This window comes from Occallatibacter sp. (assembly GCF_049802275.1).
Classification (GTDB): Bacteria; Acidobacteriota; Terriglobia; order Terriglobales; family Acidobacteriaceae; genus Telmatobacter.
In genome coordinates this window covers 1-6,066 of record NZ_JBARMD010000012.1, presented here as the reverse complement: position 1 = coordinate 6,066, position 6,066 = coordinate 1, and the positions used below count along the sequence as shown (strand labels likewise).

Annotated in this window: 4 protein-coding genes; 1 reads left to right on the top strand and 3 read right to left on the bottom strand. The window is 57.7% G+C overall.

Features of this window, described 5'->3' with window-relative positions:
- The coding region (locus WA354_RS00395; protein WP_472811025.1) for a DEAD/DEAH box helicase family protein at nt 1–861 on the bottom strand (861 nt) is incomplete at its 3' end.
- A gap of 542 nt (nt 862–1,403) precedes the next feature.
- On the opposite strand from WA354_RS00395, the gene WA354_RS00390 reads away from it, so the two are divergent.
- Nucleotides 1,404–2,564 (top strand): acyltransferase family protein, encoded by a 1,161-nt coding sequence (locus WA354_RS00390; RefSeq protein WP_472811024.1) that lies wholly within the window; start codon nt 1,404–1,406, stop codon nt 2,562–2,564.
- Nucleotides 2,565–2,896: 332 nt separating this feature from the next.
- On the opposite strand, the gene fumC is transcribed toward WA354_RS00390, so the two are convergent.
- Together fumC and WA354_RS00380 are read right to left on the bottom strand one after the other, a co-directional pair.
- On the bottom strand, nt 2,897–4,378 hold the full coding sequence (fumC, locus tag WA354_RS00385; RefSeq protein ID WP_472811023.1) for a class II fumarate hydratase: 1,482 nt from the start codon (nt 4,376–4,378) through the stop codon (nt 2,897–2,899).
- A 118-nt stretch (nt 4,379–4,496) separates the two neighbouring features.
- Nucleotides 4,497–6,066, bottom strand: a 1,570-nt coding sequence (locus WA354_RS00380; protein WP_472811022.1) for a DUF885 domain-containing protein, incomplete at its 5' end; no start/stop codon positions are given.

Genomic DNA, 6,066 nt, shown 5'->3' with positions numbered 1-6,066 from the left:
ATCGAACACGGTGCGCTGCTCGAGCCGCTGCGCCTCGAGCAGCCGGCCCTGGCGATTGAGCCGGTCAAGACGCTCCTTGAGCTCCTGCTTGATCGCCTCGACCGACTGCAGGAGCGTCGGGCGCGGCGTCACATAATGCGAGTTGGCGTAGATTTTTACGAATTCGAGGTCCTGGGTCTTGGCGCCCGTCAGCGGGTCGAATTCTACGATCGCCTCGATCTCGTCGCCGAAGAAGCCGATCCGCCAGGCGCGGTCCTCGTAGTGGGCGGGGAAGATCTCGATCGTATCGCCCCGGACCCGGAACAGACCGCGCGAGAAGTCGCCGGCCTGCACGCGCTTGTACTGCAGCGCGACCAGGTCCTTGATGAGCTGGCGCTGGTCGGCCTTGTCGCCAAGCTTGAGCGAGAAGGTCATCGCGGTATAGGTCTCGACCGAGCCGATGCCGTAGATGCAGGACACCGAGGCGACGATGATGACGTCGTCGCGCTCCAGCACCGCCCGCGTCGCGGCGTGGCGCATGCGGTCGATCTGCTCGTTGATGTCGGATTCCTTCTCGATATAGGTGTCGGTGCGCGGAACGTAGGCCTCCGGCTGGTAATAGTCGTAGTAGGAGACGAAGTATTCGACCGCGTTGTCGGGGAAGAAGCTGCGGAACTCGCCGTAGAGCTGGGCCGCCAGGGTCTTGTTCGGCGCGAGGATGAGGGCCGGCCGCTGCACTGCCTCGATCACCTTGGCCATGGTGAAGGTCTTGCCCGAGCCGGTGACGCCGAGCAGCACCTGGTGTTTTTCACCCGCGCTGAGACCTTGCATGAGTTCCTCGATAGCGCGGGGCTGGTCGCCGCGAGGCTTGTAGCTGGTCACCAACTGAAAATCCATTCGAAGATTATAGCTGAAGAGCGAAGATTAGGCGAAAAGTCAAGCGAGGTCCGTCAGAGTGGTTGTATTCTCCCGGCGATGACTTGGTTCCGAACAGTTTGCGAGGCAAAAGTATAGGGTGACCGGGAGCCGGCTGTTCTCTGGTGCTGCTCTACCCGTCTATCTCGCCGGATACCGGAAGCCGGTGAGGGACTCGAAAGCGTCGAGAGTCTAAGCGGTTCAAGGAAATCCTGGAGAAGATGAAGATGCGTTGAGTCTTCCGCGCACCGTCCCGGGCGTGTCGATGGCCCAGAGAACTCATAGTTAAGAAACAGACAATGCACACACACCTTGCGATAAGCGAATAGCACTCTTGTTTGAGGACGTGCAACCTCAGTGCAGTTCAAAAGAGCTAGAACCCCACATACAGTGGAATCTCGTGGCTGACGCTAGAGAGTCTCCGTGTCCAGGATTGTGGCACGCCCTGTAGTCGCGTCTGGATCGATCTCCAACGAGTTGTTATGCGAACAAATCAAACTTCAGATCGAATGAACGCATATGTGCCTTCCCTGGACGGGATCCGGGGATACGGCTTTTTGCTCGTTTTCTGCGCCCACTATTTCTTACCCCTGCAACTCGCCAATCGTGGCAGCGTCAATTACCGTTTGTTGTCCTCTCTTTCGTCCATCGTGGTATTCGCTTTGCCCGCGTTCTTCGTACTTTCTGGCTTTTTGATCGGGGGGATTCTATATGACACCCGTAATCGAGAAGGCTACTTCGGAGTCTTCTACAGCCGCCGCATTTTGCGAGTCTTTCCGGTCTATTATTTGGCACTTCTGGCGATCTATATCTTCTACAAGATGCATGGCATTGTTCCCAACTATCGCTTCTGGGTACATTTTTTCTATATCCAAAACCTCCTTCCGGGCTACACGCTCTCCAAGAATGGCCCGGTAGGGATGTTGCATTTCTGGTCCCTGGCGGTGGAGGAGCAGTTCTACATGCTCTGGCCGCTCGCGGTTTGGCTGTTTCCCGAAAAGAAGAAGCTGCTCAGAATTGCAACCGGCCTTTTCCTCATTAGCTTCGTGCTCCGTGCCGCTGCTCCTCTGGTAACCTCAGTGGCCGACCAATATGTCTACTTCACGCCGACCTGTATGGATGCAATTCTGCTGGGCGTAGTTCTAGCTCTTCTGCGTGGCGATCAGGTTTGTGAGAGATTCGCGTGGGTAGCGAAGTGGGTTGTCCTTTGCGGAGCGGCAACAGCAATGGTGCTTGCCGGCTGGAAGGGACGCGAATGGGCATTCAGCTTTTGGGGCGAAGAGATCGTCACCCCACTGGCAAATCTTGTCGCGCTCTCCCTTATTGTCGCAGTACGGGAACAGAATAGCCTTTTGCAGCGCGTCTGTTGCTTCAGTTGGGCCCGCTGGCTTGGAAAACGAAGCTATAGCGCTTACGTTTTCCATCTTCTTTTTGCACCGTTCTTTTTTCATGTTGTTTCAGTTAGGCTTAGCAGGTACATGCGGCCACACTTCGCTGTGATCGCGTCTGGGATCGCTGCTTTTTGCTTGACGATTCTTCTCTCGCAGTTGAGCTGTATCTTTATCGAAGGTCCAGCGATGGATCTGAAGCGCAGGTTCCGATATGGCGCAGAGCGGCCGCTGGGAGCCCGGTCGGCGATGTCGGAAGAATCGCTCAGCGCCGTCACCTAACCCCCGTTGCCGCACGACCAACGCGCCAATCAACACGAAGCTGACCTGTTCGACGGCACGATGTCGTCGAGTGGATTTACGGGGCATGCCCACGACGCATCTGTGCGTTAGGCTTGGGCACCCGCTGATGCTGACCTTTTGACAGATCTTCGTCAACCGCAGCGAACGATCGATAGACCGCGGATTTCTCGCCAGAGATCGGATAATAGGATCCCTTGCTTAAGCCGGGAATCCGATCTGCTCTCAAATCCTGGCATGATGAAAATCCGTGCCCCATTCATCGCATTATCGCGATGAGTGGGCGTCGGAGTCTGGCCATGAAAGAACGGAGATCAGTCCATTCCAAGATCCCGCCGCGGGTTGCCGACCATCTTTTTGGGATCGACGGCGCGGTCGAAGTCTTCGCCAGAGATGAAGCCACTGGCGATTGCGGCCTCGCGGAGCGTGATGTTCTGTTCGAGCGCCGTGTGGGCAACCTGTGCGGCCTGGTCATAGCCGATATGGGGAGAAAGGGCGGTGGCCAGCATTAGGCATTCCTGCACGTTGCGGTCGAGTTGCGGGCGATTCAGAGTGATGCCCTCGACTCCGAATGTTCGAAATTGATTGCAGGCATCTCCGAGAATTCGCGAACCGTGGAGCACGTTGCGAATAACGACAGGGCGCATGACGTTGAGTTCGAAGTTGCCCTGCGATCCAGCGAAAGCGACGGCGGTGTCTTCGCCGATCACCAGGGTGCAGACCATAATCATGGCCTCCTGCTGCGTTGGATTCACTTTGCCCGGCATGATCGAACTTCCCGGCTCGTTTGATGGCAGCACGAGTTCGTTCAGACCGGCTCGTGGTCCCGAGGCCAGCCAGCGCAGGTCGTTCGCAATCTTCATCAGCACGATCGCCAGCGAACGAAGCGCCGCACTCGCAGCGACCATCGCATCCAGCGACGCCAGCGCAGCGAACTTGTTGGGCGCGGAGACGAACGGACGTTGCAACAGGTCTGCAAGCCTTGCCGCGACCTTGTCCCCGAAACCCTCCGGCGCATTCATGCCCGTGCCAACCGCTGTGCCACCAATCGCCAGCCGGTACAAGCCCTGCATCGATGCTTTGATCAGCAGGAGTGCATCATCGAGCTGTGTCGCATATCCCGACCACTCTTGCCCGACGGTCAGCGGAGTAGCATCCTGCAAGTGGGTCCGGCCGATCTTCACCACGTCCACCCACTCGCGGGCCCTCGCCCAGATCGCCTCTTTGAGAGCGGAAACCGCGGGAATCAGATGGCTGTCGAATGCCAGAACGGTGGCGATGTGCATCGCGGTCGGGAACGTGTCGTTCGACGACTGCCCCATGTTGACGTCATCGTTGGGATGAACCGGATTCTTGCTGCCCAGTTCTCCACCTGCGAGCTGGATGGCCCGGTTGCTGATGACCTCGTTCACATTCATGTTCGTCTGCGTGCCCGACCCGGTTTGCCAAACGCTGAGAGGGAACTGGCCGTCGAGCGCGCCGGCAATTACCTCGTCGGCAACCGTCGCAATCAGATCGGCTTTCCATGCCGGCATTGCGCCGATCTCACCGTTCACCAATGCCGCCGCCTTCTTCACATACCCATATGCGCGACACACTTCGGCCGGCATGCGGTCATCGCCGATGGCGAAGTGGATGAGAGACCGCTGCGTCTGGGCGCCCCAGTAGTGATCGGCTGGAACATCGATCACGCCCATCGAGTCGCTCTCTTTGCGAACGCCCGTAGTCCCCGTGCCGATCGACGGTCTTTGGCTCTTTGGCGGTTCTGCGTGTTCTGCGGGCCTTGGCTTCTTCATCCGTTTGCTCCCCGCAAATGCGATTGATCTGCTTTGAATCGCCTTCCTCTCCGCACGCTGTCTGATCAGCGAGCATGGAAGGGGTGAAGCAGAACCTGCGATTTTGCCGTTATGCACGCTACTTAGGCAGCAGGATGTCCTTCAACCAGGGCACCGGCAGAGCGCCTTCATCCAGCGCGCGATCGTGGAACTCGGTAAGCGTGAAGTCCTTGCCCCTGGCTGCTTCATACGCTTTGCGCAGGCGCCACCATTCGCTCGTTCCCACGTAATAGGTTGGCAGTTGAGTGGAACTGAGCTTGGCCCGCTGCAGCTTGCCTTCGGCCTCGGCGCGTGTCTGGAACGCGTCGTCGATCATGAAGTGCATCGCCTCGTCATCCGTCATGCCCATGGTTTGCATGCGAATGTCTAGGATGCTGTTGCCCACCGCGCGCAACCACACTTTCAAATAGCTGAGACGATAACGCGGGTCGTTGTCGACGAATCCCTGCCGCATCATGACCTGCGCAATGTACTCGGCCCAACCTTCAACGTATGCGCCGTTTCCATAGAGGCTTCGCACCAGGCGTCTTGTCACGGGTTGAATCTCATTGGCATGTTCGGCCTGCACGTAATGGCCGGGAAGCGCTTCGTGGATGGAGAGCCACTTGAGCACCCAGTTGTTGTATTCGCGGAGGCGCGACTCGGCGCTGGCTTCAAGCGTGCTGGGACTGATTGGGGTGATCCAGTACTCAGCCTCCGCATTCGGATCAAGGGGCGGCGCGGAGTGGAATCCGCCAACGGAGTAGATGCCGCGTTCGAACTCCGGCGTGGCGATCACTTTCAGGTTGTCGCGCGACTTCAGCGAGACGATTTTCTTGTCGATGATGAACTGGCGGATTCCGACAAGATCATCCTTCACGGTCTGTATCAGGTCATCGCGTTTGGGGTGATCATCTGCAATCTTTTTGAGCACCTCGCCGATGATTGTGTTCTCGCGCTCCTGCTGACCCAAGCCAGTGTGTTCGTCATGATCAGGGTAGTACTGCTTGTGCAGCGGCAGAGCCAGCTCGAGCATTTCCGCACGCGTTTTCTTGAAGTCGCGCTCAGCATCGGCGAGTACCTGGTCAGGAGTAATGTCGTTCTCCATCACAAGACGGAACTTATCGGCGTAAAAGTCCTTGCCAAGGCGCCATGTGCGATCGGTCTTCCGTTTAGCGAGATCAGCCTGCAGCCATTGCGAGAAATCTTTCAGAGCTTTCACGGCCGGCGGAGCGACCTGGTCAAAACGAGCTTTCAACTCCGGATGCTTTGCAACCGCTACGGCAATCGTGTCCTGAATCAGGTCGACGTTTCCCTCATTTTCCTGAACGGCAACCTTGATGAAGATGGGGTCTGCATCCACCAGTTCGCTCCGCGCCTGATCGAGAAACGTTGGCGTTGCCGCTACCCGCGAAAGCACGTCGCCCAGCCGTACCGGCTCTGCGGCGTACTCATCGGTCAGCGGCTGAAAAAGTGCGCTGCCCAGCAATTCTACGTAGACCGTAGGGTTGTGCTTGTAGTTCTGGATGCGATCGAATTCAAGTAGGGAAAGCCCGATCTGGTCGTCGATCAAGTGCCAGTCTGCCGCGTCTTCGGGTCCGAGCGAGGCCACCGGCGTTTCGGTGTGGAATCGTTCGCGCCATTGTGCGTATACCTGCCGCTGTGTCGCC